The sequence below is a fragment of the Halalkalicoccus subterraneus genome (assembly GCF_003697815.1).
GTDB lineage: Archaea > Halobacteriota > Halobacteria > Halobacteriales > Halalkalicoccaceae > Halalkalicoccus > Halalkalicoccus subterraneus.
The window spans coordinates 18711-39995 of the sequence record NZ_RDQG01000006.1 but is presented as its reverse complement, the minus strand read 5'-3'; the positions used below and the strand labels follow the sequence as shown (position 1 = coordinate 39995).

The 21285-nt window shown below is 64.8% G+C and carries 24 protein-coding genes; 18 read left to right on the top strand and 6 right to left on the bottom strand.

What is annotated here, in order from left to right; genetic code table 11:
• Positions 1 to 37 precede the first annotated feature (37 nt).
• From EAO80_RS01310 to EAO80_RS01285, 6 genes are all read left to right on the top strand, one after another.
• Entirely contained in the window at positions 38 to 841 is an 804-nt protein-coding gene (locus EAO80_RS01310) for a TrmB family transcriptional regulator (RefSeq protein ID WP_122088144.1), read from the top strand.
• A gap of 22 nt (positions 842 to 863) precedes the next feature.
• Complete coding sequence (locus EAO80_RS01305) at positions 864 to 1046, top strand: DUF7576 family protein (RefSeq protein ID WP_122088143.1); 183 nt, start codon at positions 864 to 866, stop codon at positions 1044 to 1046.
• 76 nt (positions 1047 to 1122) lie between these two features.
• Complete coding sequence (locus tag EAO80_RS01300) at positions 1123 to 2139, top strand: AAA family ATPase (RefSeq protein WP_122088142.1); 1017 nt, start codon at positions 1123 to 1125, stop codon at positions 2137 to 2139.
• A 144-nt stretch (positions 2140 to 2283) separates the two neighbouring features.
• Positions 2284 to 3699 (top strand): short-chain fatty acid transporter, encoded by a 1416-nt coding sequence (locus EAO80_RS01295; protein ID WP_122088141.1) that lies wholly within the window; start codon positions 2284 to 2286, stop codon positions 3697 to 3699.
• 10 nt (positions 3700 to 3709) lie between these two features.
• Positions 3710 to 5080 carry a TIGR00366 family protein gene (locus tag EAO80_RS01290; protein ID WP_122088227.1) on the top strand — a complete coding sequence of 457 codons (1371 nt, stop codon included), beginning with the start codon at positions 3710 to 3712 and terminating at the stop codon, positions 5078 to 5080.
• Between the two features lie 39 nt (positions 5081 to 5119).
• A complete protein-coding gene (locus tag EAO80_RS01285) occupies positions 5120 to 5557 on the top strand; it encodes an acyl-CoA thioesterase (RefSeq protein ID WP_122088140.1) in 438 nt (145 codons plus the stop codon).
• On the opposite strand, the gene EAO80_RS01280 is transcribed toward EAO80_RS01285, so the two are convergent.
• Complete coding sequence (locus tag EAO80_RS01280; protein ID WP_122088139.1) at positions 5554 to 6570, bottom strand: methyltransferase domain-containing protein; 1017 nt, start codon at positions 6568 to 6570, stop codon at positions 5554 to 5556. The two genes, EAO80_RS01285 and EAO80_RS01280, sit on opposite strands and share 4 nt — an antisense overlap.
• A gap of 96 nt (positions 6571 to 6666) precedes the next feature.
• Between EAO80_RS01280 and EAO80_RS01275 the strand changes: the two genes are divergently transcribed.
• From EAO80_RS01275 to EAO80_RS01265, 3 genes are read left to right on the top strand one after another with little or no spacing between them, the layout of a single operon-like run.
• Entirely contained in the window at positions 6667 to 7224 is a 558-nt protein-coding gene (locus EAO80_RS01275; protein ID WP_122088138.1) for a TATA-box-binding protein, read from the top strand.
• A 3-nt stretch (positions 7225 to 7227) separates the two neighbouring features.
• Positions 7228 to 7575, top strand: a complete 348-nt coding sequence (locus EAO80_RS01270) for a DUF7473 family protein (RefSeq protein WP_122088137.1) — start codon at positions 7228 to 7230, stop codon at positions 7573 to 7575.
• Positions 7572 to 8525 (top strand): CPBP family intramembrane glutamic endopeptidase, encoded by a 954-nt coding sequence (locus EAO80_RS01265; protein ID WP_122088136.1) that lies wholly within the window; start codon positions 7572 to 7574, stop codon positions 8523 to 8525. Before EAO80_RS01270 ends, EAO80_RS01265 begins: the two co-directional genes overlap by 4 nt.
• Before the next feature lies 1 nt (position 8526).
• Here EAO80_RS01265 and hisG read toward each other — a convergent pair whose 3' ends face one another.
• Complete coding sequence (gene hisG, locus EAO80_RS01260) at positions 8527 to 9375, bottom strand: ATP phosphoribosyltransferase (RefSeq protein WP_122088135.1); 849 nt, start codon at positions 9373 to 9375, stop codon at positions 8527 to 8529.
• A 106-nt stretch (positions 9376 to 9481) separates the two neighbouring features.
• On the opposite strand from hisG, the gene EAO80_RS01255 reads away from it, so the two are divergent.
• On the top strand, positions 9482 to 10393 hold the full coding sequence (locus tag EAO80_RS01255; protein ID WP_122088134.1) for a 2-dehydropantoate 2-reductase: 912 nt from the start codon (positions 9482 to 9484) through the stop codon (positions 10391 to 10393).
• Between the two features lie 54 nt (positions 10394 to 10447).
• Entirely contained in the window at positions 10448 to 11734 is a 1287-nt protein-coding gene (locus EAO80_RS01250; protein ID WP_122088133.1) for an amidohydrolase, read from the top strand.
• Here EAO80_RS01250 and EAO80_RS19350 read toward each other — a convergent pair.
• A complete protein-coding gene (locus EAO80_RS19350; protein ID WP_162993825.1) occupies positions 11731 to 11886 on the bottom strand; it encodes a hypothetical protein in 156 nt (51 codons plus the stop codon). The two genes, EAO80_RS01250 and EAO80_RS19350, sit on opposite strands and share 4 nt — an antisense overlap.
• Positions 11887 to 11965: 79 nt before the next feature.
• Here EAO80_RS19350 and EAO80_RS01245 point away from each other — a divergent pair, with 79 nt between their 5' ends.
• From EAO80_RS01245 to hjc, 5 genes are all read left to right on the top strand, one after another.
• On the top strand, positions 11966 to 12403 hold the full coding sequence (locus tag EAO80_RS01245; RefSeq protein ID WP_245998381.1) for a DUF6653 family protein: 438 nt from the start codon (positions 11966 to 11968) through the stop codon (positions 12401 to 12403).
• A gap of 31 nt (positions 12404 to 12434) precedes the next feature.
• The gene (locus tag EAO80_RS01240) at positions 12435 to 13721 is read left to right on the top strand and encodes an adenosylhomocysteinase (RefSeq protein WP_122088131.1); all 1287 of its coding nucleotides are present in this window, start codon (positions 12435 to 12437) and stop codon (positions 13719 to 13721) included.
• Between the two features lie 66 nt (positions 13722 to 13787).
• Complete coding sequence (locus EAO80_RS01235) at positions 13788 to 14576, top strand: formate/nitrite transporter family protein (RefSeq protein ID WP_122088130.1); 789 nt, start codon at positions 13788 to 13790, stop codon at positions 14574 to 14576.
• Positions 14577 to 14821: 245 nt separating this feature from the next.
• Complete coding sequence (locus EAO80_RS01230; protein WP_122088129.1) at positions 14822 to 17338, top strand: glycoside hydrolase family 3 N-terminal domain-containing protein; 2517 nt, start codon at positions 14822 to 14824, stop codon at positions 17336 to 17338.
• Between the two features lie 46 nt (positions 17339 to 17384).
• On the top strand, positions 17385 to 17864 hold the full coding sequence (hjc, locus tag EAO80_RS01225) for a Holliday junction resolvase Hjc (RefSeq protein WP_122088128.1): 480 nt from the start codon (positions 17385 to 17387) through the stop codon (positions 17862 to 17864).
• Here the strand turns inward: hjc and EAO80_RS01220 are convergent.
• Positions 17861 to 18496, bottom strand: coding sequence for an SWIM zinc finger family protein (locus tag EAO80_RS01220; RefSeq protein ID WP_122088127.1), 636 nt, complete (start codon positions 18494 to 18496; stop codon positions 17861 to 17863). The genes hjc and EAO80_RS01220 overlap by 4 nt on opposite strands.
• A gap of 141 nt (positions 18497 to 18637) precedes the next feature.
• On the opposite strand from EAO80_RS01220, the gene EAO80_RS01215 reads away from it, so the two are divergent.
• Positions 18638 to 18850: a DUF7472 family protein gene (locus EAO80_RS01215; protein WP_122088126.1), complete on the top strand. Its 213-nt coding sequence runs from the start codon at positions 18638 to 18640 to the stop codon at positions 18848 to 18850.
• Here EAO80_RS01215 and priL read toward each other — a convergent pair.
• Positions 18837 to 19919, bottom strand: a complete 1083-nt coding sequence (gene priL, locus EAO80_RS01210; RefSeq protein WP_122088125.1) for a DNA primase regulatory subunit PriL — start codon at positions 19917 to 19919, stop codon at positions 18837 to 18839. The two genes, EAO80_RS01215 and priL, sit on opposite strands and share 14 nt — an antisense overlap.
• 79 nt (positions 19920 to 19998) lie before the next feature.
• Here priL and EAO80_RS01205 point away from each other — a divergent pair, with 79 nt between their 5' ends.
• Positions 19999 to 20484, top strand: a complete 486-nt coding sequence (locus EAO80_RS01205) for a GNAT family N-acetyltransferase (protein ID WP_122088124.1) — start codon at positions 19999 to 20001, stop codon at positions 20482 to 20484.
• 5 nt (positions 20485 to 20489) lie between these two features.
• On the opposite strand, the gene EAO80_RS01200 is transcribed toward EAO80_RS01205, so the two are convergent.
• Positions 20490 to 21233 (bottom strand): DNA polymerase sliding clamp, encoded by a 744-nt coding sequence (locus tag EAO80_RS01200; RefSeq protein ID WP_122088123.1) that lies wholly within the window; start codon positions 21231 to 21233, stop codon positions 20490 to 20492.
• Positions 21234 to 21285 lie beyond the last annotated feature (52 nt).

Genomic DNA, 21285 nt, shown 5'->3' with positions numbered 1-21285 from the left:
CCGGTTTGTTTATAAATAGTGAACCGTAGTATAGTGTATGGCTAGTCTCAGGGACCTCGGTCTCTCGGAGTACGAGGCGCGTGTCTACCGGTCGCTGTTACATATGGGATCGACAACGGCAAAAGAGTTGTCGCGTGCCAGCGACGTCCCCATGGGGAGGATCTACGACGTGCTGAACAGCATCGAGGGCCACAACCTGATCCGGAGCCAGACGGCGAGCCGACCCAAGAAGTACGTGGCGGTCGAGCCCGATACCGCCCTCGAACGCTTGCTGGAGGACAAGCGCCGCGAGGCCCGTGAGACCCTCGGGCGCTACGAAGAGATCGTCGAAACGCTGAGCGAGGAACTGGAAACCGCAGAGCCCATCGAGGAGCAGTTCTGGACCGCGGCCGTCGGCGACACGGAGACCCTCGAACTCCTGCTCGAACGGCTTTCGGCCGCCGACGAGAGCATCGTCATGGTGGTCGCGAACCGCTCGCCGCAGTTTGATTTCGACGAGATAGGTGACGTAGTGACCGAGCGCCTCGAAGCCGCCGTCGACCGGGGCGTCGACGTCTCGGTGCTGATGACGCCGGACGTCGTCGAGACGCTTCCCGAAAGCGTCGGCGAGCGCTACCGGGCTCGACTCTCGGAGTACCCCTCGTTCTCGGTGCGCACGACCGAGGGGCTCGACGGGACGTTCAACCTCGTCGACGGCGTCGAAGTGGTTCTACAGGTATCGAACCCCCTTCGACCGGGCGAGGTGTTCTCGGTTATCGACCTGAAGGACCCCGCCTTCGCCGCCGAGATCCACGAGGAATTCGCCCCGCGCTGGGAGGCCGCCGATCCCCTGTCGTTTTGAGGGGCACGCACCAATCGAGTGTATGGAGGAGCCGAGCGATACGACGCCGAACCCGAGCAACGAGACCACGCGGGAGTTCTGCGAGCACTGCGGTGAACCCCTCGACCCGATGGAGTGGGTAACAATAGACGACGAACCGGGCTACGAGTCGGCACTGCATTTCTGTGACGAGGAGTGTCTCGAAGCGTGGCGCACGGAGACGTAGGTTCGACGTACGACGCTGCGGCGACGGCCGACCGCGGAGCGACGCCTTTGTATCCGCGCCACGAGAAGGGTCGGTAATGGACGCGCCGCTGTGGACCGAAACGAACGCCCCGACGCTCGCGGAGCTTCCACAAGAGGGAATCAGGGAGTACCTCACGCGGGCGAGCGAGGAGCCCATCAACCTCGCGCTCTACGGCCCAAAGGGTGCCGGCAAGACCGCCGCCGTCCGGGCGCTCGCGCGTGAAGCCCACGACTCGGAGAACGATCTGGTCGAGATCAACGTCGCCGACTTCTTCTCGATGACGAAAAAGGAACTCTCCGAGGATCCCCGATTTTCCCCGTTTATCACGCCCAAACGCCGCCGCGGGACCTCGAAGGCCGGCCTGATCAACCACGTCCTGAAGGAGTCGGCGAGCTACCCGCCCGTCTCGGGCGATTACAAGACGATCCTGCTCGACAACGCAGAAGCGATCCGCGAGGATTTCCAGCAGGCACTGAGGAGGGTGATGGAACAGCACCACGAGGCCGCCCAGTTCGTCATCACGACTCGCCAGCCCTCGGCGCTGATCGCGCCCATCGTCTCGCGGTGTTTCCCCGTCCCCGTACGCGCGCCGACGACCGACGAAACCGTCGGAATACTCGAACGGATCGCCGAGCGAGAGGGTATCGAGTACGACGCCGAGGGCATCGAGTACGTCGCGAGCTACGCCGATGGTGACCTCCGGAAAGCCGTGTTGGGCGCCCAGACCGTCGCGGAGGCCGACGAGGAGATCACGATGGAGGCGGCCTACGAGGCGCTCGGCGAGGTCGGAATCGACGACCGGGTCGAGGACATGCTCGTCAACGCCGAAAAGGGCGAGTTCATCGATGCCCGAAAACTCCTCGACGAACTCCTGATCGACGAGGGTTACGACGGTGGCGAGGTCCTGGCGGACGTCCTGAGCGTCTCGCGCTCCCGGTACGGCGGGGACGAGCTCGTCGACATCCACCGACGCGCGGGCGAGATCGACATGGACCTGACCGAGGGCACCAGCGACCGGATCCAGCTCGGACAGTTACTCGCGGAGCTTGGCGCCGAGCGCTCGACCGTTTGATCAGCTGACCGTCATGGCGCAAGCATGGTCTTTAATTGTCGGTAGTCGAGACGTATTTCCGAGTATGAGTGTTACTGAGGCACACTGTCCGAGAAACGACGGTGAGCGTGCTCGAGGCGTACTACGAAGTCGGAATGGGATCAGATGAGTGGACGTATCCGTAACTCGATAAGTAACTCCTTTACCGCGTTGGGTGCCGGTGCCAGCCGGGTGGTCCAGCGATACCTGCCCGACGCGTTCATTTTCGCGGTGCTTCTGACGTTCGTGACGATGGGGCTGGCCGTCTGGCTGACGCCAAGCGGCCCCGCCGAGGTCACGGCCCAATGGGGCGAGGGGTTCTGGTACGTCATCACGTTCTCGATGCAGGCCTCGCTCGCGCTGCTGACCGGCTGGGCGCTTGCCGACTCGCCGCCGGTCAAGCGGGTATTGGGTCGACTCGCGACGATCCCGAGCTCGCAACGCCAGGCGATTCTGGTGACGGCGGTCGTCGGCCAGCTGGTCGGGCTGTTCCACTGGGGGATGGTCCTGGTCGTGGGTGGGATCTTCGCCCGCGAGGTGGGGATCGCGATGGACCGCAAGAGCGTCGAGATCCACTACCCCCTGCTGGTGGCGACCGCCTACGCCGGCCTACTGCCGTGGCATCAGGGGCTTTCGGGGGCCTCGTATCTGTTGAGTGCGACACCGGGGCACTTCCTTGAGGACTCGATCGGGGTGATCCCGGTCTCAGCGACCATGTTCACGACCGCGAACCTCGTGGTCATCGGCGCGATCGTCCTGGTGACGCTCGTGCTCATGCCACTGATGGCGCCCGACAAGGATCTGATGACCATTCCGGCGGAGAAGCTACGCTCTGCCGACGCCGACATCGCGACCGACGGTGGACAAGCGGTCGATCCACACCGGGAGGGGACGTCGGCACTCAAGGACGCGCTCGTCGACAGCAAGCTCCTCTGTGTGGGGACCGGGCTGTTGATGTGGGTGTATCTCGGCTACCTGTTTGCGACCTCGCCGTTTACCGAGGTCATCAACATCAATCTCTTCATCTCCGCGATGCTCGCGCTCGGGTTCGTCTTTCACATGTCCTTTCGGAGCTACTACGAGGTCCTGCGCGAGGCCATCGAGGGGGCCAGCCAGGTGATCATTCAGTTCCAGTTCTACGGCGGAATCATGGGGATCATGGCCGCGTCGGGGCTGGCCGAGCTGATCGCCTCGACCGCTGCCAACTACGCCACCGAGACGACGTGGTATCTGCTCGTCTTTCTCTCGGCGGGCACCGTCAACTTCTTCGTCCCCTCCGGAGGCGGACAGTGGACCGTCACCGGCGAACTGCTGGTGAACGCGACCCAGAACATCCCCGGAACCGACGTCGAGACGATGATGATCGCGTTCGCGATGGGCGATCAGTGGACCAACATGATCCAGCCGTTCTGGGCGATACCGGTCCTTGGGATCGCCGGCCTCTCGATCAGGGACATGATGGGGTACGTGGCCGTGCTGTTCGTCTTCAGTGGAATCGTCTTCGGGATCGGAACGCTGCTGATGGGATTCGGAGTCCTCTGAGGTGATCGAAATGGCAACACGACATACAGACGCCGACGCTGACGCCGGCGCGTCCGACGAAACGGAAGAGTTCGTGCCGTTCTTCGGACGCTTCTTCCCCGAATCGCTCGCGCTCTCGGTGGTACTCGCGCTGATCGCGCTCGTCGTCACGATCCCGTATTTCGCCCCGCTCGACCAGCTCGAACTGTTCACGACGGGGTTTTATGACTTATTTGCCCTGCAGATGGCGCTGATCCTCTTTTGGGTGCTCTCGGCGACCGTCGTCGAGTCCCCACCGGTCGGCGCGCTGTTCGATCACCTCGCCGCGCTCGTTCCGACGAGCCAGCCCGCGATCGTCTACGCCACGGGCGCTATCGCGCTCGCGTTCGGCTGGATCAACTGGGCGCTCGGGCTCGTCGGCGGTGTGCTGATCGGCCGGCGACTCTGCCGACGCGCACGCGAGGAGGGCGTCGCGGTCCACTACCCCGCGGTGCTGACGGCCGGCTTGCTCTCGCTTGTCCTCGCCAATCAGGGGCTTACCAGCCCGGGAGCGTTGCTGATGGCCGATACGGCGCTGGCCGAGATGACCGGCGTCTTCGCCGACTCGACGGGAGCGATAGGAATGACCGGGTTCGTCCTCGCGCCGGCGAACCTCGTCCCGAGCCTGCTGCTGATCGTGACCTTGCCGCTGGTGCTGGTCGGTCTCGCGCCAGACGACGAGGCGGACCGCCGAGAACTGGCCAGTGGTTCGCTTCTAGAGGGATCGATCCGCTCAACGCTCGATCACTACACGCTACCGACACGTTCCGAGTACACGGCGGCCGACCGACTCGAACAGTCCCGGCTCATCTCCGGGGTCGCAGTGGTCATCGGGATCGGCTCGGCGGGGATCCACTTCGCGACCGGCGGGGCGCTGACACTCCTGTGGTTGCTGTTCTGTCTGATGATCCTCGGGCTGCTCGTTCACACGCGCCCGATGGCGTTCCGCTCGAAGACCACCCACGCGACCCGGTGGGCCAACCACGTCGCGATTCCCTTTATGCTCTATGCGGTCGTCTTCGCGCTGCTCTCGGGGGCGGAACTCTACGAGCCGATCGGCGCTGCGCTCGGAACAACCGAACTCGCCCCGCTGGTTGCCTCCTTCGGGTTGGGGCTCGCGATCCCCGACCCCGCCGCCGTCTGGGTGATCATCGGTCCCGGGCTGGTCGGCGGTGGGGCCGACCTCCTCAACTCGCTGGTGGCCGTGATGTACGGTGCGGGGCTGTCGAACCTCTGGCTCGGCTTCCTCTTCTGCGGGATCCTCTCGATTCGCGGATTCGACTGGCGGCTGTTCGCCAAATACGCGGCCGTGCTCTCGGGCTACGTTCTTGCCGTCGTGAGTGCGGCGCTGCTCGTCCTCTGAGCCGGCCGCTTTCATTACCATCGATGGTGAAGGAGGGTCATGACGTCCCTTTCGGAGACACTGATCGAGAACAGGTATCGCGTGCAGCCCAACCACGCGAACAACTACGAGTCGCTCCACGGCGGAATGCTGATGAAGTGGATGGACGAGGTCGGCGCGATGGCGGCGATGCGTTTAGCCGGCGAGTCCTGCGTCACCGCCGGCGTAACCGAACTCGATTTCCAACAGCCCGTCCCGATCGGCGAGATCGCACGGATCGAGGCTTACGCCTACGACACCGGACGGACGAGCGTTCGAGTGCGGATCCGCGCGTGGGTCGAGGATCCCCGAACCGGCGAGGCGTCCCTGACGACGGAGGCCTCCTTTACGTTCGTCGCGATCGACGCTGAGGGGTCCCCCGTCGAGGTGCCCGACCTGACGGTCGAGACCGACGAGGAGCGGGAGCGACGGACGGCCGCACGCGACGCCGAGCGCTAACCGAGCACGGAGATATAGCGCGTCAGCGACCCGTGGACCCGGCGCTCGAAACGGTCTTCGACCGTCCAGCCGGCCGCCTCGACGGCGTCGCTCCAGGGACGGTCGGCGACGACGACGGCACGGGGGGCGATCCGGTGGGCTTCGGCGAGCGCCCCTTCGACGAGCGGTTTCAGTTCGCCCTCGATCTTCGACTGGCGGCCGTAGGGCGCATCGAAGACGATGCCATCGACGCTCCCCTCGCGAAGCGGGATCCGGGTGGCATCGCCGCGAAACAGGTTGAACGTGATGCCGTAGTGTGCGAGGTTCTCGCGTGCACCGCGGGTCATCTTCCATTGGGTGTCCGCCCCGATGACCTGCGCGCCGGCCAGTCCCGCCTCGACGAGCACGCCCCCCGTCCCGCACATGGGATCGAGGATCGTTTTCCCCTGAGCGGCACCCGCGACGTTCGCGATCGCTCGTGCGAGAAGGGGGTCCATGCTGCCGGGCTGGAAGAACGGTTTCTCGGTGGGCGCGCGCGCGGCGAAATCCCGCCGGCTCGCGGCCGCAAGCCAGCCCAGCGTGCAGATCCCGTCTCTCGGTGTCCCGGACTGGGTACCGCTCGAACGCTCCGCGGAGCCCTGTTCCGTACTATCGGAGAAGACGGCTCGAAGCTCGTGATCCGGGTCCTCGAGATCCACTGAAAAGCCTCGCTCGACGAGGACCGATCCGAGTTCGCGCTCGACCCGCTGGGTGTCGACGTCGGCCCCGCGCACCCGGCGGGCGCGCACGCGAACCGACCCTTCGCGCTCGATCCCCGCGAGTTCGAGCAGGAGTCGCGCCGCGTCGACTTCGCATTCACAGGTCCCGATCAGCTCGCTCGCCCGGTGGGTGTACGCGAGCGTTCGGATGCGACGGGGATCGATCCCGCGGGCGCTGGCCAGCCCGGGGGCGAGCCGCGCGACGCCGGTTGCGGCACTACGGGCTTCACAACGTGCGAAGGCGTCGCCCTCGCCGGCCAGCTCCAGCAGGTACACACCGACCGGTCGGCGCTCGTCGGAAAGAGCCTGCCGATCCACCGACCGAGCTACCCCACCACCTTTATAAAGGTTAAATACGTTTTATAAACAGACATGGACCCGAAGGAGACCATCAACATCGAGAACGTGGTCGCATCGACGGGCATCGGGCAGGAGCTCGATCTCCAAAGCGTCGCGATGGACCTCGAAGGTGCGGATTACGACCCCGAGCAGTTCCCCGGGCTGGTCTACCGCACGCAGAACCCCAAATCGGCCGCGCTCATCTTCCGGTCGGGCAAGATCGTCTGTACGGGCGCGAAGTCGACCGACGACGTCCACGAGAGCCTCCAGATAGTCTTCGATAAGCTTCGCGACCTCGAGATCCAAGTCCAGGACGACCCCGAGATCGTCGTCCAGAACATCGTCACCTCGGCGGATCTGGGCGTCAACCTCAACCTGAACGCGATCGCGATCGGACTGGGCCTCGAAAACATCGAGTACGAGCCCGAGCAGTTCCCCGGGCTGGTCTACCGACTCGACGAGCCGAAGGTCGTCGCGCTGCTCTTTGGCTCCGGCAAACTCGTGATTACGGGCGGGAAACAGCCCGTCGACGCCGAACACGCCGTCGACAAGATCGTCTCCCGGCTCGAGGAACTCGGCCTGCTCGAGTAGCGAATGGTCCTCGGCGCCCTCTTCACCCTCGCGACGACCTTTCTGGTGATCGGGCTCGGGTTCTGCCTGACGCTTCACATCGCCGCCCGGTACGCGCTGGGTGACGTACCGGTGAGAAACGCGCTCGCGGGGTTGGTTCCCGCAGTGGTCGTGTTCTCGCTGACGCTTGCCGGCCGGCCGCTTCCAGCGGCGGCGATCGCGATCATCGCCGAGGTGATCGTGGTCAAGTCGGTCTACGACGTTTCGTACCCCCGCTCGGGATTCATCACTCTAGTTCACTTCACGGTGAGCTTCCTGCTCGGATTCGCCCTGCAGAACCTCCTCGCGCTGCTCGGAACCGCACCGACATGAGCTTACAATCACTCGTCTGGAACGCCGAAGAGGGACGTGCGAGAACACCACTCAGAATCGTCGCCGGCGTCGTCGTCCTCGTGATCGTGACGGCGGTACTGACGATCCCGCCGCTGATCGTTCTCTCGATACTCGATGTCGCCCTGCTCGCGGGCGCCGGTGTCGGCGTCGGATCCGCCTTGGTCTCGACCGGCCTCAGCGGGATCGGGACCGTCGTCGGCGTCTGGCTCGCCGGCCGGTACGTCGATCGGCGACGCTTCGCCGACTTCGGACTGGGGCTCGACCGCGAGTGGTGGATCGACTGCGGGTTCGGGTTGGCGCTGGGCGCGCTACTGATGAGCGGGATATTCCTCCTCGAACTCGGGGCGGGCTGGATCGAAGTCCGAGCACTGTTCGCGGGCGAGGCGTTGCTGTGGGTGGTCGTGGGGAGCGTCGTCCTCTTTCTGATCGTGGGGGTCTACGAGGAACTGCTCCTGCGGGGCTACCTGTTGACGAACCTCGCCGAAGGTTCGCGGGGATCCCTCGGGGTCGCTGGCGCGATCGCCCTCGCAACGGTCGTTTCCTCGGTGGTCTTCGGCGCGCTGCACGCGAGCAACCCGAACGCCACCCTCGTGAGCGCACTCGCGATCTCGTTTGCGGGCGTGATGTTGGCGCTTGGCTACCTGCTCACCGGCGAGCTTGCGATCCCGATCGGCCTGCACATCACCTGGAACCTCTTTCAGGGAACCGTGTATGGATTTCCGGTCAGCGGCATGGACTTCGGCGCGAGCGTCGTCGATATCGAACAGGGCGGTCCCGCGGTGGCGACCGGCGGTTCGTTCGGGCCGGAGGCCGGGCTGCTCGGGTTCGGGGCGATGGTCGCCGGCTGTCTGCTGACGGTTGCGTGGGTGCGCTGGCGCTACGGGACGGTCGGAATCGACGAGGACGTCGCGATCCCCGACCTTCGATAGCTCACTCGACCAGCCGCTCGATCTCGGTGACAAGGATGCCGCTCGCACCCAGATTCTTGATCTCCGTGATCGTCTCGAAGACGTCGCGTTCGTCGACGACGACGTGGATCGCGACCATTCCTTCCCCAGCGATGTCCATCACCGTCGGCCCGCCCAGTCCGGGCAGCGCCTCACGGATTTCCTCGACCCGGTCCTCGGGCGCGTTGAGCATGAGATAGCGCTTGCCGTCCGCGGAAAGCACCGACTGGAGGGCCGTTCGGATCTGTTCGACCTTCGGCTCGTCGACGACGTCCTCACGGGCGAACAGCCGGACCGAACTCTGGAGGACCTCGTCGATGATCTCCAGTCGGTTCATCCGCAGGGTCGTCCCCGTCGAGGTGATGTCGACGATCGCGTCGGCCATGTCGACGTGCGGGGTGAGTTCGGTCGCGCCGGTGACTTCGACGATCTCGGGATCGAGTCCCCGCTGTGCGAAGTGCTCGTAGGTGACGTTCGGGAACTCGGTGGCGACGGTCTTTCCGTCGAGATCCGTCGTTTCACGGATCTCTCCGTCCTCGGGTGCCGCGAGTACGAGCCGACAGCTTCCGAACTCCAGATCGAGCAGATCGACGAGGGTCGTTGCGTCGGCCTCCTTTGCCTGATCCAACCCGGTGATCCCGAGGTCAGCCGCGCCATCCGACACGTATTCAGGAATGTCGGCGGCACGCGCATACAGGATCGACACCTCGGGATCGACGGTGTCGGCGTAGAGCTTGCGGTTCGCGCCGTTTTCGATGTGGAGCCCGGCACGTTCGAGCAGTTCGATCGTCGGCTCGTGGAGTCGGCCCTTGTTCGGAACGGCGATCTTCATACCCTTTCTCTCGCGTGGAGTCGGCAACTGCCTTGCGATCCGAGGGAATCAGGACTACTCGGCGTCGGGGTGACCTTCTTGGGCTCGGCATGCGAACCACGACGAGATGGAGTTCGCAATCTTCGGTGCCGGCGGTATCGGCGCATATCTCGGGGCGAGGCTCGCGGATGCCGGCCACGACGTCTCACTCATCGCCCGCGGCGAGCACCTCGCGGCCCTCCGATCGGAGGGGCTTCGCGTCGAGAGCGTCGCCGGGGACACCGCCGTCGACCTCCCCGCAACCGATGACCCCGGCGAGATCGGCACGGTCGATTACGTGTTGTTCACGGTGAAGGCCTACGATACCCGTGAGGCCACGACCGACCTCGACCCGCTCCTCGGCCCGGAGACGGCCGTGGTCTCGTTCCAGAACGGCGTCGACAACGAACGGTGGATCGCCGAGGCGGTCGGCGAGTCCCACGTCGTCGGCGGCGTCGCGTACGTCTTCTCGACGATCGAGTCGCCGGGCGTGGTCGCGCACACGGGCGGTCCGGCCCGCTTCGTCTACGGCGAACTCGACGGATCGCGGACGGACCGCATCGAGACGCTCGACGACGCCCTCTCGGAGTGTGCCGGCGTCGAGGCCGTGCTGGCCGACGACGTCCGCGTGGAGCTCTGGCGGAAGTTCGCGTTCATCTGCGCCCAGTCGGGCATGACGGCCGCGACCCGCAAACCCATCGGCCGGATTCGGGAGACGGAGACGTCCTGGCGGATGTACCGTCGGGTCGTCGAGGAGGTCGTCGCCGTCGCGCGGGCCTCAGGCGTGGACGTTCCCGCGGACACGGTCGAGGAGTGGGTCGAGTTCGCCCGGGATCTCGACCCGGAGATGTACTCCTCGTTGCACTACGACCTCGTCCACGAGAAGCGCCTAGAACTCGACGCCCTCAACGGAGCGGTCGTCCGCCACGCCGAGTCGACTGACGTCGAGGTCCCGATGAACGAGGCCGTCGAGGCGATTCTACGCCCCTGGGCCGAGTGACGCCCGTGGGGAGGGACCGGCAGATTGAGGCGACCGCGACGGGAAACAGGAGACATGACGATACTACGGATCGCGGACGGGCGGGTCCTCCTGCCCGACATGACCGTCGAGCGCGCGGACGTGCTGGTCGATCAAGATGCGGGTGAGATCCTCGCAGTGGGCGAGACCGACCGCGGCGACAAGCAGTTGGACGCCGACGGCTCGCTGGTGATCCCCGGCCTCGTCAACGCCCACGGCCACGCCGCAATGTCGCTTCTCAGGGGGTACGCCGACGACAAACCTCTCGATAGCTGGCTCCAGGAGGACATCTGGCCCGCGGAGGCCGAACTCACCTCCGAGGACGTGCGCGCGGGCACGGAGCTCGGAATCGTCGAAATGATCAAATCCGGCACCACCGCCTTCGCCGACATGTACTTCGAGGTCGACGAAGTCGCCGCCGCCGTCCGGGAGGCGGGCGTGCGCGCCCGTATCGGCCACGGGATCGTCACGGTAGGGAAAGACGAGGAGGCCGCACGCGCGGACATCGAGGAGAGCATCGAAGTCGCCCGAGAGTTCGACGGCACGGAGGAGGGACGGATCTCGACGGCGGTAATGCCCCACAGCCTCACGACCGTCTCGGAGGAATCGCTCGTCCACGCGGTCGAGGGCGCTCGCGAGGTCGGCGTGCCGATCCACATCCACGCTAACGAGACCCGCGACGAGGTCGAGCCGATCGTCGAGGAACGCGGAATGCGCCCCCTCGAATACGCCGACGAACTCGGGTTGCTGGAGGAGGAGAACTTCCTCGCTCACGGCGTCCACCTCAACGACCACGAGATCGAACTGCTCGCGGAGACCGGAACGGGCGTCGTCCACTGTCCGGCCTCGAACATGAAGCTCGCAAGCGGGATGGCGCCCGTTCAGGAGATGCTTGAAGCGGGCATCTCTGTAGGAATCGGCACCGACGGCGCGGCCTCGAACAACGATCTCGACCTCTTCGACGAGATGCGCGACGCGGCCATGATCGGCAAGCTCGCGGCCGATTCGGCGGCCGCCGTCCCTGCCGAGCAGGTCGTCGAGATGGCCACGAAAGGGAGCGCCGGGGCTATCGGGATCGGTTCGGGACGGATCGAGGCAGGCGCGAACGCCGACCTCGCCGTCGTGGACTTCGGGAAGCCCCATCTCACGCCCGCCCACGATCCGGTGAGCCACCTCGCGTACGCGGTTCGCGGCTCGGACGTGCGCCATACGGTCTGTGACGGGGAGGCGCTCATGCGCGACCGGGAGGTGCTGACGCTCGACGAGACGGAAGTGCGTGAGACCGCTGAGCGACGCGCGACGGAGCTGGTCGGGCGCGCCTAACGGTAGACCATCACGGCGATGCCGACGGCGATCAACAGCAGCCCCCACCACAGCGAGTCGAGGGGCATGACCTTCAAGATCAACGTGACGATACCCGACGAGAGTAACGACCAGCCGATCGTAGTCCGGTAGCCCGAATCGTTGTAGCTCATACAAACTGGTCGACCGCACGACACAAAGGTCTACGGCTTGGTGCTGAACGGTTTTATCTGCGGCAAACGTATTGGGGGCATGGCTATCCGAAATCCGATGTCCAAGGGCGCTTGGAGCCGGCATACGAACCCGTGGAGCGGTGCGACCCGCATGCTCGGAGGCGCGGCGTTGCTGTTCGCGCTGTATCGCCATTCGTGGAAGGCCCTCGGGGCGACGGTCGCCTTCCTCATCCTCAACCCGATCCTGTTCTCCGAACCCGAGGACACCGACAACTGGCTGAGCGAGGGTGTTCTCGGCGAGGAGGCGTGGATCGCCGATGACAACTCGATGTTCGGGACCGGCTACCCCGAACTCCTCAACGTACTGAACGTCCCGCTGTACCTGTACACTCTCTATGCGGCCTACCGCCAGTACCCGGTTCGAACGTTCGTCGGGTTCGTCGTCACGTTCGTCCTCAAGATCGCGTTCGTCGACGCGATGGGCCGGTACTACCGTGTCCGGCGCGACCTTCGGTAGGGTTTTGGGTGCGCCCCGCCCACCTCGAACCATGAGTCAGACGGCGTACCCCCCGATCAGCGAGCACCTCAATGATCCCGAGAGCGCTCGTGAGGAGGGCCGACGGAAGATGGACTGGGCGTTCCAGCACATGCCGATCCTCACGCACCTCCGCGAGGAGTTCGAGAGCGAGAAGCCCCTCGAGGGCGAGCGCATCGGAATGGCGATGCACGTCGAGGCCAAGACGGCTAATCTCGTCGAAGTACTGGCCGACGGCGGTGCCGAGGTCGCCATCACCGGCTGTAACCCGCTCTCGACACACGACGACGTCAGCGCGGCGCTCGATGCCCACGAGAACATCACCTCGTATGCCGTACGGGGCGTCGACGACGAGGAGTACTACGCCGCCATCGAGTCGGTGATCGCCCACGAACCCACAATCACCGTGGATGACGGTATGGACATGGTCGCGGCGATCCACGACGACTACCCCGAGCTGATCGACTCGATCATCGGGGGCTGTGAGGAAACTACTACTGGAGTCCACCGATTGCGCGCGATGGACGAAGACGGTGCGCTGAACTACCCCGTCTTCGCGGTCAACGACACGCCGATGAAACGGCTGTTCGACAACGTCCACGGGACGGGCGAAAGCTCGCTCGCGAGCATCGCCATGACGACGAACCTCTCGTGGGCCGGCAAGAACGTCGTCGTTGCGGGCTACGGCTACTGCGGGAAGGGCGTCGCGAAGAAGGCGTCGGGCCAGAACGCGAACGTCATCGTCACCGAGGTCGAACCCCGCCGCGCGCTCGAAGCCCACATGGAGGGCTACGACGTGATGCCCATGTCGGAAGCGGCGGAGGTCGGCGACGTCTTCCTCACCACGACGGGCAACCGCGACGTCATCGTTCGCGAGCATTTCGAGGCCATGCAGGACGGCGTCCTGCTCGCGAACGCGGGCCACTTCGACATCGAGATCGACCTCGAAGCGCTCGCAGAGCTCGCCACAGATCACTACGAGGCCCGCGACGGCGTCGAGGCCTACGAGATGGCCGACGGCCGACGGTTGAACGTGATCGCCGAAGGTCGCTTGGTGAACCTCGCCGCGCCGATCGCGCTGGGTCACCCCGTCGAAGTGATGGACCAGTCCTTCGGCGTGCAGGCGGCCTGCGTGCGCGAACTCGTCGAGAGTGGGGGGTATTCGGCGGGCGTCCACGACGTGCCCGACGAGCTCGACGAGGAGATCGCGGAGATCAAACTCGCCGCGAAAGGCGTCAAGTTCGACTCGCTGACCGACGAACAGCGCGAGTACATGGGTAGCTGGGAACACGGGACATAACCCGGCACGACCTGCCACGCATAAGCAGGCCACGAGTTCTTCCGGCCACATTGTGTATCGCTCTCGATGGCAGTTGCTCCTAGCCCGAGCGAGATCTTCCAGCGAGCGGTGGAAGAGGGTGAACGGCGCCTTGATCAGTCGATGCTCGAACTGGTCGCCACGAGCTTCATCGCCGGCTTCACTGTGGTCTTCGGAACCGTCGCGCTAGGTATCGTCCACGCGGTCGTCGAACCTCAGTTCGGCGAACTCTCCAAGATCGCGGGTGCGCTCGCGTTCGGCCCAGCCATCGTGTTCCTCATCGTCGGCCGCGCGGAGCTGTTCACGGAGAACTTCTTCGACCCGCTCGCCGCCGCGTTCGACCGGTCAGACACGTGGATGGTGCCGTCGCTCGCCCGTTTGTGGGGCGTCACGTTCGTCCTCAACCTCGTCGGCGGCGCATTGATGGCACTCGTGTTCTCGGTCGACGGCGCGTTACCCCCGGGAACCGGCCATGCGTTGCGCACGACGGCCACCGAGATCGTTGCCCGGAGACCGATGGCGGAGTTCGCGGACTCCGTCGCGGGCGGCGTTTTGGTGACGCTGCTGTCGTTTCTGCTCGCGGCCGCCGACAGCGTCGGGACGCGAGCCAGTATAGCGTACGTCGTCGGATTCCTGTTAGCGCTGGGGCCGTTCGATCACGTCATCGTGACGATGCTGCACGTCCTCTTGGGACTCCTGTTCGGAGCCGAGATCGGCATCGGCGCGTTCCTCGTCACGACGAGCATCGTCACGGCCGGGAACGTCGTCGGCGGACTCGGGATCGGCACGCTCACGCACCTCGCACAGGCGAAGGGAGCGGAGAAATCGACCGAGTAACACTGCACGACCCGTCGTATCTACCTTTTTCGGCCCCACCCGAATGGAAGAGAGGGGAGGGGAACGACGTGAACAGGCGAGGAGATTGACGTGGGCCCGTTCCGACGCATACTGCCTCTTCCATACCTATTCGGCTTCGCTGGCTTCGATGGGTTCCGAACCAGTCTCGAATTAGTGGTCCGTTAGTAAAGAATAACTCAAATATAGAAAAACTATTATAATCTATATCCGTGGTGTATCACGCAATGGTAGACGGCTCCACGGATGACGGTATGAAGCGAAAAGCGAACACTTCTCGGCGAACTTTTCTGAAGGCGACGGGTGCGGCGACGGCGAGTGCAGGGGTCGGGACGGGAGCGGTAAGTGCCACCTCGAAGGACCGAGAGGAAGAAACCGACGTCGACGCGTTTCTCGAGGATCTCACGCTCGAACAAAAGGTCGGCCAGATGACGCAGGTCGACCTCGGGACGTTCGATCCCGAGTCCACGGAGATCCCCGATAGCTTCGGGGTCGAGACGCTCGGGGAGTACTTCTCCGAACTCGAACTCGGGTCGGTCCTCTCGGGTGGGGCGTCGCCGCCGACGTTCGACGCCCAAGAGACCGTCGAGGGAATCAACGCGCTCCAGGAGTACAACCTCGAACACTCGGAGCACGGTATTCCGTTCCTCTGGGGCGTCGACGCGCTTCACGGCAATACACTGCTCGCGGGCTCGACCGCATTTCCCCAGCGCATCAACATGGGCTCGACCCGGAACATCGATCTGATCGAGGCCGCCGAGCGCCACACCTCGGACGCGACCGCGGCGATGGGCGCCCACTGGACGTTCGCACCGACGACCGACCTCCAGCGTGACCCGCGGTGGGGACGGTTCTACGAGGGGATCAGCGAGGATGCCACCTACCTGGGCGAGGTCTCGAAGGCCCGGGTACGGGGCTTGGAGAGCAACGACCGGCTCTGTTCGACGGTCAAGCACTTCGGGGCGTACTCGATCCCCGAGAACGGCAACGACCGGGCCCACGCCCGGACCTCGATGCGTGATCTGCGGACGAACGTTCTCCCGCCCTACCGGCGGGCACTGGAGGCCGAACCTGCCACCGTGATGGTCAACAGCGGGGCGCTCAACGGCAAGCCCGCCCACGCCTCCGAGTGGCTGCTGACCCAGATGCTCCGGGAGCGCTACGACTTCGAGGGCGTCGTGATCTCCGATTACGACGACTTCTACCGGATGCTCGTCAACCACGACTACACCGACAGCTTCCGACGCGCAGTCAAAGAGGGGCTCAACGCTGGCGTCGACATGTACATGATCGGCAACGGTGGCGAGGCGCCCGGTCCGGCCGCGTTCATCGAGACGACCGTGAGCCTCGTCGAGGACGGCGAGGTCTCGATGGAGTGTATCGACGAGTCGGTCCGACGGATCCTCGAACTCAAGGCGGATCTGGGCCTGTTCGAGGAGCCGACCGTCGACGAATCGGAGATCGACTCGGTACTCGGCGGCGGCCAGGAAGAATCCGAGCAGCTCGCACGCGAGTCGCTGGTGCTGTTGAAGAACGACGACGCACTCCCGCTTTCGGGGAGCGAGGACGTCCTTCTGACCGGTCCGGGCTACGATCCGGATCTCGACCTCGAAAACCGGTTCCTGATGCGATACGGCGCCTGGACGCTCGGCTGGCAAGGTATCCAGGAGGGTGCCCCGAGCGAGGGCGGGCCCCGACCGCGCGGCGAGACGATCACCGAGGCGATGGACGACGCGTTCAACGGAGAGCTCACTCACGTCCCGACGGACTTCCGGGCCCAGCCCTACAGCCCCGATACGTCAGACCCGAACGGCGATTTCGACCTCACCGACGAGCAGGAGAGCGACGTTCGGGAAGCCGCCGGCTCCGCGGACGCCGTCGTCGTCGTTCTCGGCGAGGGACCTCACAACGAGGACTTCGGCGACCGCGACAAACTCGAACTCGACCCCGCACAGCGCGAACTCGTGGCGGCCATCGAGGAGGAGGCACCCGACACGCCCGTGATCGGCCTGATCCTCGCGGGCAGTCCACGCGGAGGTACGGAGACGTTCGACTCGCTCGATGCCGTCGTCTTCGCCGGCCAGCCCGGCAGCGACGGTGGCCATGCGGTCGCGGAGACGCTACTCGGCGAGAACAACCCCTCGGGCAAGCTGGCGTTCAACTGGCCCGAGAACGTCGGGAAGGTGCCCAACAACTACGACGCCTACCCGCCGCTCGGCGACAGCGCCCTCGCGGAACCGCACGAGCCGCTGTACGCCTTCGGCCATGGGCTCTCCTATACCGACTTCGAGTACTCGGGCCTCTCTGTCTCGCCGGGATCGGTCTCAGACCCCGCGAGCACGCCAACGGTGACGGCCAGCGTCGGCGTCGAGAACACGGGCGATGAGGCCGGCGAGCATATCGTCGAGGTCTACAACACCCAATCCTATGGATCGGTGCTTCAGCCCGACCGCCGGCTGCTGGGTTACGAGCGGGTGTCGCTCGCCGCGGGCGAGTCGAGCACCGTCGAGGTCGACCTCGACCTCTCGGCGGTGGAGGTCGTCCCCGGCGACGTACCGGGGATCCTGCCGAAGGTCGTCGAGGCGGGCGAGTACGAGCTCTCGGTCGGCGAGGAAACGACCACGCTGACCGTCGAGAACGCCGGAAGTATCACCGACGACCGACCCGCGATCGGCTACGACGCGGACCTCGATGAGGACGTCTACGAGGGTATCATGGGGGTGCTCCAACGACTCGGACGGTAGCCAACGGGACTCCTTATATGCGAGCGGCCGAAACCGACGGACGGAGATGGCAAACCGGAAAGGGAACCGTCGGGAACGCGAGCTGGTCAACCGGCTCGACGAGGCCGGCTTCGCAGTGATGCGCGCACCCGCCAGCGGCGGGGCGACCCAGCGCGAGCTACCCGACGTCCTCGCGGGCAACGGCGAGGCCTTCTACGCCATCGAGGCCAAATCGAGTTCGGGAAAGCCGATCTATCTCACCGGTGAGGAGGTCGAAGCGCTGGTGTATTTCTCGCGGAACTTCGGTGCCCGCCCGAAGATCGGGGTGCGCTTCGATCGTGAGGACTGGTACTTCTTCCATCCCGGCGATGTCTACCGGACCGACGGCGGTAACTACAGAGTGAAAAAGGAGACCGCACTCGAGACGGGCGAGACCCTTGCCGAGCTCGCCGAGACCGACGGGAGCGATGCGGACGTCGAGCGAGTCCTAACCGCGGTCGAACAGGGAACGCTGTCGGCCGAAGAGGCCGCCGGAATGTTCGACTAGTCGCTCCGCGAAACGCGTTCGAGGCGCGAACGCGGGAACGTGTACACTCGAAGCGAATCGGGATCGGGCCCCGAGTCGGTCATCGAGACCGACTGTGAGTAGACCGCACCGACGACCCGATCGGCAGGGTCGTACGAGCGGTTGTTCGGGTAGGTCGCGACGCTGTAGGCCGATTGTCCCACATTCGTCCTATCGGCCCGTCGATTCGAGACGCTCACGACGAGCAGCCGGTCGCCCGTTTCCCTGTCGCGAACGAACGCACCCGGTTCGAGGCGGTGGGCCACACAGTACTGCGGGCGGTCGGCACTCGCCTCGGGAACGAACAGCTCCTCCTCACAGGCGGCACAGTCGACGGCGAGCTGACCCGGTGGCGGCGTCCGCCCCTCGGTGATCTCGATGGCGACCCGTCGGAGGTGTTTACAGCGCACACCCCGAAAGGCGTGATCGGGACAGCTACAGCGCCGATCGTGCAGATCGACGAGGTAGCTCGTATCGTGGTCGGTGTCGACCTCGTAGAGCGAATCGCCGAGCGCTTCGACGGTCATGGGATCGGTTCGCGCGCGGATCGAGCGCTGGTCGAGGTCGAGTTCACTGGACGGCAGTGACGCTGGTGTGTTTCTGGCTTGCGTCATGGAATCACCGGGAGTTCCGGTGGAACTCCCGAATCGCTACGAATACCAGTAGGAGCCCGAAGAACGTAAGTCTTCCACACGAAATGGGAGTGACCAAATCGCTTCGAAGTGCTTTTAGTTCGGGGACGGAAACGCCACGCTATGGACGTAGACAGGGGGACGATCGCCGAAATCGTCGTCTCCGTGGGCGCGGTGGGGCTGTTCGTCGCGGTGCTGATCGGGATCGGCACTACGTACAACCAGGGCGGCCTCTCGGCCGACGGCGGGGTGGTCTTCGTCGGCGCGATCACCGCGTTCATCATCCTCATGTCCGCCGTCGGGATCGGCCTCGCGTACTACCTCAATCAGGAGTAGCCGCCTCTTCGTCCTCCCGAACGTCGACCAGTTCGTCCTCGTCGGCCTGCTCTAGCTGGAACTCGTAGTAGTTCAGCGGGTGGGACTCGTTGATCTCGTCCTCGCAGATCTCGTCTTTGTTCACACAATCGCCATAGGACTGCATGGTCGCACAGCTCGGGGGGGAGTACTCCGTCGGGCTCGTCTCCCCGCGGATGTGATCGGTCTGGTACCGCGTCATCTCCTCGCCGAAACTCGAATTGACCATGTAGAGGTCGATGATCTCGTCGGTGTCCATCCCGATGCTCGCGAGAAACGCGGTGATCGCAAAGCGGGAGTGATGACCCAGGTGTTCGCCCTTCTGGATCGAGTCGAGCAGCGCCTGCATGCACGGCGGGAACCGCTCGGGGACAACGGTGTCGATCTCGCGGGTGAGATCCAGGTCGGCGAGCACCTCACGAACCGTCTCGACCCGGTCTTCAAGGGGGGCGGCGATCTCCTCAGGGACCGCGAGGGGCAACCCATCCGAAACCCGCTGGCTGATCGCCTCCTCGAGCAGGCTGTAGAGCTCCTCGCTCGCGATAACCACGTCGCCGTCTGCGAGCGTTCGGTTGACCAGCCGCCACTCGTCGCCCCAGAGATCAGAGACGAGCTGGAGGTAGGTCCCGACGGCGACGCGATACCCTTCCTCGTCCTCGCGGATCGCCGCCATCAGATCGAACTCGGTGAGGAGATCCGAAAGCGAGAGTCGCTCGGTTCGGGCGCTCGCGAGTTCGGTCGTGTCGTTTCGGGCGGCGCTGAACAGCGAGATCGCACGGGTCGCTTCCGCGTGGGCGTACTTCCGCGTACAGATCCGCTCGTCAACCAGCGAGACGAGCACGCGCGCGACGGGATACGAGAGCAATTCGACCCGCGTTCTGGGGTGGGCATCGCCGATAGAGCCGTTGCGGAGCGCACCCGTCACCCGCTCGACGGCCCGCTCGACGACGGGTCCGTCCTCGTGGACCAGCCCGACGAGATCGACGTCAGCCTCCTCGACCGCCCCTCGGGAGGCGGCGAGAAACGGGTAGCGAGCGTGAAGCGCCTTCATCCGCGCACGGCTATGGCCGCCGGGTGAATAAGTCTGTGTGAACGCCCGTAGTTATATACGACCGCCGGGATCGAACGGTATGGTCGAGATCCGGCCCGCCGATCCGTCGGACGCCGAGGCGATTCGGGACACGGCCCGTGCCAGCTGGCACGCTGCCTACGACGACCTACTCGGCGAAGAGGTAGTAGCGTCGACTGTCGATGAGTGGTACGACCCCACCGGACTACGTGATGTGATGGGTCACTCGGATCACGTCGTTCGCGTCTCTGGAAACGACGTGGTCGGGTTCGCCCATCTCGGTCCAAACCCCGAAAACGGGCGCGTCGCCGAACTCTTCAGGATCTACGTCCGACCCGAGCGGTGGGGCGAGGGGATCGGCGGTCGGTTACTCGTCGCGGCCGGAACGGGGCTCGAAGGCTTCGACCGACTCGCGCTGTCTGTGCTCGCCGGAAACGAGGTCGGAATCGGGTTCTACGAAAAGCGGGGATTCGAGCGGGTCGGTGAACAGATAGTGGAGTTGGGAGACGAGACGTATCGAGAGTACCGCTACGAGAGATCGCTATAATCCGATCAGTCGCTCTGGATGCGCGGCGCGAGCATGTAGGTGACCTGTCCTTCGCCCTCCGCGATCTCGAAGTGGAGTTTGACGGGGAACTCCTCGCCGAGTTCGATGGTGACCTCGCCGTCTTTCGGGATGGCCTTGTCCATGTCCTTGAGATAGTCGAGGCTAAAGAGTGAGTGGGCAGGGCCCGGCGTGAGATCGATCAGATCGGCCTCGTCAAGGCGTAGATCGACGTTGTCGGTGTCGCCCTCGGCCTCGATGTAAAAGACCGAGTCCGCCTCGTCGACACCCAGCGCGATGTGGTCGCTCACCATGTCGGCGGCCTTCACCGCACGGTTGATGTCCCGGCCCTCGACGACGATCGTTGCCGGGAGATCGAGATCCGGGATATCGGGCTCCTGACGGATCGAATCGGGATCGATCAGCGCGAGGGTGTACTCCAATCCGTCGAGTTGGATGTGGAGTTTGCGCGTTTCCTCGTCGAGTTCGAGGTGGACTAACTGGCCCGAATCGGCCATTCCGATGGTGTCCAGCAGACGAGAGAGGTTGACGCCGATCTTCCCGCCATCGGCCTCGTAGGATTCGAAAGCACTCTTATCGAGGGAAAGATCGACCATACCGACGTTCGCGGGGTCGACAGCCCGGATCGCCAGCCCGTCCTCATTTAAGTGAATCGTACACTCCTCGACCAGCGCGCTCACCGAATCGAGCGCCGTTCCGAGGGTGTCGGCACTCACGATCGCATTGAACATCTTGGCTCGGGCTACGGAACCCCCACGTAAAAAGGCAGCTTTCTGCTCGCGC

What these genes read in the sequence shown, in the direction of transcription:
- EAO80_RS01310 (WP_122088144.1), top strand. Translation starts at nt 38, where the DNA reads ATGGCTAGTCTCAGGGACCTCGGTCTCTCGGAGTACGAGGCGCGTGTC.
- EAO80_RS01305 (WP_122088143.1), top strand. Translation starts at nt 864, where the DNA reads ATGGAGGAGCCGAGCGATACGACGCCGAACCCGAGCAACGAGACCACG.
- EAO80_RS01300 (WP_122088142.1), top strand. Translation starts at nt 1,123, where the DNA reads ATGGACGCGCCGCTGTGGACCGAAACGAACGCCCCGACGCTCGCGGAG.
- EAO80_RS01295 (WP_122088141.1), top strand. Translation starts at nt 2,284, where the DNA reads ATGAGTGGACGTATCCGTAACTCGATAAGTAACTCCTTTACCGCGTTG.
- EAO80_RS01290 (WP_122088227.1), top strand. Translation starts at nt 3,710, where the DNA reads ATGGCAACACGACATACAGACGCCGACGCTGACGCCGGCGCGTCCGAC.
- EAO80_RS01285 (WP_122088140.1), top strand. Translation starts at nt 5,120, where the DNA reads ATGACGTCCCTTTCGGAGACACTGATCGAGAACAGGTATCGCGTGCAG.
- EAO80_RS01275 (WP_122088138.1), top strand. Translation starts at nt 6,667, where the DNA reads ATGGACCCGAAGGAGACCATCAACATCGAGAACGTGGTCGCATCGACG.
- EAO80_RS01270 (WP_122088137.1), top strand. Translation starts at nt 7,228, where the DNA reads ATGGTCCTCGGCGCCCTCTTCACCCTCGCGACGACCTTTCTGGTGATC.
- EAO80_RS01265 (WP_122088136.1), top strand. Translation starts at nt 7,572, where the DNA reads ATGAGCTTACAATCACTCGTCTGGAACGCCGAAGAGGGACGTGCGAGA.
- hisG (WP_122088135.1), bottom strand. Translation starts at nt 9,375, where the DNA reads ATGAAGATCGCCGTTCCGAACAAGGGCCGACTCCACGAGCCGACGATC.
- EAO80_RS01255 (WP_122088134.1), top strand. Translation starts at nt 9,482, where the DNA reads ATGGAGTTCGCAATCTTCGGTGCCGGCGGTATCGGCGCATATCTCGGG.
- EAO80_RS01250 (WP_122088133.1), top strand. Translation starts at nt 10,448, where the DNA reads ATGACGATACTACGGATCGCGGACGGGCGGGTCCTCCTGCCCGACATG.
- EAO80_RS19350 (WP_162993825.1), bottom strand. Translation starts at nt 11,886, where the DNA reads ATGAGCTACAACGATTCGGGCTACCGGACTACGATCGGCTGGTCGTTA.
- EAO80_RS01245 (WP_245998381.1), top strand. Translation starts at nt 11,966, where the DNA reads ATGGCTATCCGAAATCCGATGTCCAAGGGCGCTTGGAGCCGGCATACG.
- EAO80_RS01240 (WP_122088131.1), top strand. Translation starts at nt 12,435, where the DNA reads ATGAGTCAGACGGCGTACCCCCCGATCAGCGAGCACCTCAATGATCCC.
- EAO80_RS01235 (WP_122088130.1), top strand. Translation starts at nt 13,788, where the DNA reads ATGGCAGTTGCTCCTAGCCCGAGCGAGATCTTCCAGCGAGCGGTGGAA.
- EAO80_RS01230 (WP_122088129.1), top strand. Translation starts at nt 14,822, where the DNA reads ATGGTAGACGGCTCCACGGATGACGGTATGAAGCGAAAAGCGAACACT.
- hjc (WP_122088128.1), top strand. Translation starts at nt 17,385, where the DNA reads ATGGCAAACCGGAAAGGGAACCGTCGGGAACGCGAGCTGGTCAACCGG.
- EAO80_RS01220 (WP_122088127.1), bottom strand. Translation starts at nt 18,496, where the DNA reads ATGACGCAAGCCAGAAACACACCAGCGTCACTGCCGTCCAGTGAACTC.
- EAO80_RS01215 (WP_122088126.1), top strand. Translation starts at nt 18,638, where the DNA reads ATGGACGTAGACAGGGGGACGATCGCCGAAATCGTCGTCTCCGTGGGC.
- priL (WP_122088125.1), bottom strand. Translation starts at nt 19,919, where the DNA reads ATGAAGGCGCTTCACGCTCGCTACCCGTTTCTCGCCGCCTCCCGAGGG.
- EAO80_RS01205 (WP_122088124.1), top strand. Translation starts at nt 19,999, where the DNA reads ATGGTCGAGATCCGGCCCGCCGATCCGTCGGACGCCGAGGCGATTCGG.
- EAO80_RS01200 (WP_122088123.1), bottom strand. Translation starts at nt 21,233, where the DNA reads ATGTTCAATGCGATCGTGAGTGCCGACACCCTCGGAACGGCGCTCGAT.